3 protein-coding genes are annotated in these 3321 nt (G+C 64.6%); 1 reads left to right on the top strand and 2 read right to left on the bottom strand.

Translation table 11 applies throughout. The features are described from left to right. A partial coding sequence (locus EN939_RS26440) for an aromatic amino acid lyase (RefSeq protein WP_164751231.1) occupies window positions 1–637 on the bottom strand: 637 nt, incomplete at its 3' end. Further along, window positions 634–1869 (bottom strand): imidazolonepropionase, encoded by a 1236-nt coding sequence (gene hutI / locus EN939_RS26435; RefSeq protein ID WP_127270706.1) that lies wholly within the window; start codon window positions 1867–1869, stop codon window positions 634–636. The genes EN939_RS26440 and hutI, both read right to left, overlap by 4 nt. Window positions 1870–1967: 98 nt before the next feature. Between hutI and EN939_RS26430 the strand changes: the two genes are divergently transcribed. Beyond that, window positions 1968–3320: a formimidoylglutamate deiminase gene (locus EN939_RS26430; protein WP_127270704.1), complete on the top strand. Its 1353-nt coding sequence runs from the start codon at window positions 1968–1970 to the stop codon at window positions 3318–3320. Window position 3321 lies beyond the last annotated feature (1 nt).

Raw genomic sequence — 3321 nt, 5'->3', positions numbered from 1 at the left:
CTTCGGCCTCGAACAAGGCGGCCAGCGCATAGGCGGTCGAAAACTGGGTGCCGTTGAGCAGCGCCAGGCCCTCCTTGGCGCCCAGCGTCACCGGTTCCAATCCATGCGAGACGAAGGCGACCTTGGCCGGGAAACGGCCATGCGGGGTGAAGCATTCGCCGACGCCGATCATCACCGCCGTCATGTGCGACAGCGGGGCGAGGTCGCCGGAGGCGCCGACCGAACCTTGCGCCGGCACCACCGGGATGACGTCGTTGGCCAGCATCGCTTCGAGCAGCTCGATGGTCTGCGGCCGCACACCCGACGCGCCCTGCGCCAGGCTGGCGAGCTTCAGCGCCATCATCAGCCTGCAGACAGCAACCGGCATCGGCTCTCCGACGCCGGCGGCGTGCGACAGGACGATGTTGCGCTGCAAGGTCTCGAGATCCTCGGCCGGGATGCGGACGCTGGCCAGTTTGCCGAAGCCGGTGTTGATGCCATAGACCGGCTCGCCCTTGGCAACGATCCTGGCGACAGCCTCGGCGCTCGCCTTGATCTTTGGCCGGCAGGCATTGTCCAGCTTGGGCACGGCGCCACGATAGATGGCGCGCCAGTCGGCCAGCGTCGCATTGCCGGGCTTCAGGGTCAGTTCGGTCATTGTCCTCTCCAGATGCGGGCATGCAGCGGGTTGAAGCCCATGCGATAGACGAGTTCGGCGGGGCGCTCGATGTTCCAGATCGCCAGGTCGGTGGATTTTCCGACCTCAAGCGTGCCGGTTTCTCCCAGCAAACCAAGCGCGCGGGCGGCCTCCCGGGTGACGCCGGCAAGGCATTCATCGACGGTCAGGCCGAACAGGGTCGCGGCCATGTTCATGGTCAGAAGCAGTGAGGTCAGCGGCGAAGTGCCGGGATTGTTGTCGGTGGCGACAGCCATCCTGACGCCGTGCTGGCGAAACAGGCCGATCGGCGGCTTCTTGGTTTCGCGAATGAAATAGTAGGCGCCGGGCAAGATCGTCGCCACGGTTCCGGCCTTGGCCATCGCCGCTGCACCGGCATCATCGGTGTATTCGAGATGGTCGGCCGACAGCGCACCGTAACGGGCGGCGAGTTCGGCGCCATGCAGGTTGGACAGCTGGTCGGCATGAAGCTTGACCGGCAGGCCGGCCGCCTTTGCCGCAGCGAAGACGCGCGCCATCTGTTCCGGCGAAAAGGCGATGCCCTCGCAAAACCCGTCGACCGCATCGGCCAGCCCCTCGGCGGCAATCTTTGGAAGAATCTCATTGGCGACCAGATCGATAAAGGCGTCCTTGTCGCCCTTGGCTTCCGGCGGCAGCGCGTGAGCGCCGAGGAAGGTGGTGCGGATTGTCACCGGCCGCTGGTTGCCCAACTGCCGTGCGGCACGCAGCGACTTCTTCTCGTTTTCGAGGTCGAGGCCATAGCCGGACTTGATCTCGACGGTGGTCACGCCTTCGGCGATCAGCGCATCGAGGCGCGGCAGCGATTGAGTGACCAGTTCATCTTCGCTGGCGGCGCGCAAGGATTTGACCGACGAAACAATGCCGCCGCCGGCCCGGGCGACCTCTTCATAGGTGGCGCCGGCCAGCCGCATCTCGAATTCGTTCGCGCGGTTGCCGGCATGGACCAGATGGGTGTGGCAGTCGATCAGGCCAGGCGTGATCCAGCGGCCCTCGCAATCGACCGTCTCGGCGCCCTGGGCAAGTGTTGGGGGCAGCTCCGACTCGAGGCCGGCATAGACAATGCGGCCGTCACGCGCAGCGACCGCGCCATGTTCGACGACGCCAAGTCCGGCAGACCCGTCGACCATTGTCGCTAGCCGCGCATTGCGCCACAGACGAAGATCCCCTGCCCGGCTTTTGCTCTGTCCAGCCATCATCTTTTCCGTTTCAATCGATGACGATTATGTATATACATATTGAAACGCACTGCAAGTGCCATCATCGCATGAGAGACAGAGGACCGGAGAGAAAAGTGGCAGCGATCTTTGCGGAACAGGCGCTCCTTCCCGATGGTTGGCGCGATAATGTGCGGCTCACCTTCGCCGAGGGACGCATCACGACCGTCGAACCTGGAGCTACCGCGCTAGCCGGCGACGAACGCCACGCGATCCTGTTGCCCGGCATGCCCAACCTTCACAGCCACGCCTTCCAGCGCGGCATGGCCGGCCTTGCCGAACTTCGCGGCCCCTCCGCCGACAGTTTCTGGAGCTGGCGCGAGGTGATGTACCGTTTCGCCCTGTCGATGACACCCGATCAGGTCGAGGCGGTTGCCGCACAACTCTATGTCGAGATGCTGGAGGCCGGTTTTTCCCGCGTCGGCGAATTTCACTATCTGCATCACGACCGCGATGGAAAATCCTACGCCAATCTTGCCGAGATGGCCGGGCGCATCGCGGCGGCGGCCGGCGAAACAGGTATCGGCCTGACGCTGCTGCCAGTGTTTTATGCGCACTCGTCTTTCGGCGGTGCCGTGCCAAACGAAGGTCAGCGGCGATTCATCAACGATGTGAATCGGTTCTCGCGGCTTGTTGAGAAATGCCGCGAATTGGTTCGCGCGTTGAATCAGGCTGTCGTCGGCGTCGCTCCGCACAGTTTGCGTGCCGCGACGCCGCAGGAGCTAGCCGAAGTCGCCGCGCTGGCGCCGGAGGGGCCGATTCACATCCATATCGCCGAGCAAGTGAAAGAGGTCGAGGACTGTCTTGCCTGGTCCGGCGCGAGGCCCGTGGAGTTTTTGCTCGCCAATGCCAAGGTCGACAAGCGCTGGTGCCTGATCCACGCCACCCATATGACCGATACGGAAACCGTTGCCATGGCCAGGAGCGGCGCCATCGCCGGCCTCTGCCCGATCACCGAGGCCAATCTCGGTGACGGCACTTTTGCCGCGCCGCTGTTCAGGGAACATGGCGGCCGCTATGGCGTCGGCTCCGATTCCAACGTGCTCATCGGCCTGCCCGACGAATTGCGCCAGCTCGAATATTCACAGCGCCTCGCCCACCGCGCCCGCAATGTGCTGGCGGTCGCGGGCGGCTCGACCGGCCGGGCGCTGTTCGATGCCGCGCTAGACGGGGGCAGCGTCGCCCTTGGCGCCGGCATCTCGCAGATCGCCGCCGGCGCATCCGCCGATCTCGTCTCGCTCGATCCCAAAAATCCCTCGCTGGCCGGCAAGAGCGGCGACGCGATCCTGGACGCCTGGATCTTCGCCAATGGCGGCAAGGTCGACTGCGTCTGGGTGCATGGGTTCAAGCAGGTCAGCGGCGGCACGCATGTGAAGCGAGAGGCTATCGCCGAGCGGTTTCGCAGCGTGATGACGGCGCTTTCGGCATGAG

It is taken from the genome of Mesorhizobium sp. M7A.F.Ca.CA.002.05.1.1 (genome assembly GCF_003998335.1).
Taxonomy (GTDB): Bacteria; Pseudomonadota; Alphaproteobacteria; order Rhizobiales; family Rhizobiaceae; genus Mesorhizobium.
This window is presented reverse-complemented; position numbering and strand designations above follow the sequence as displayed.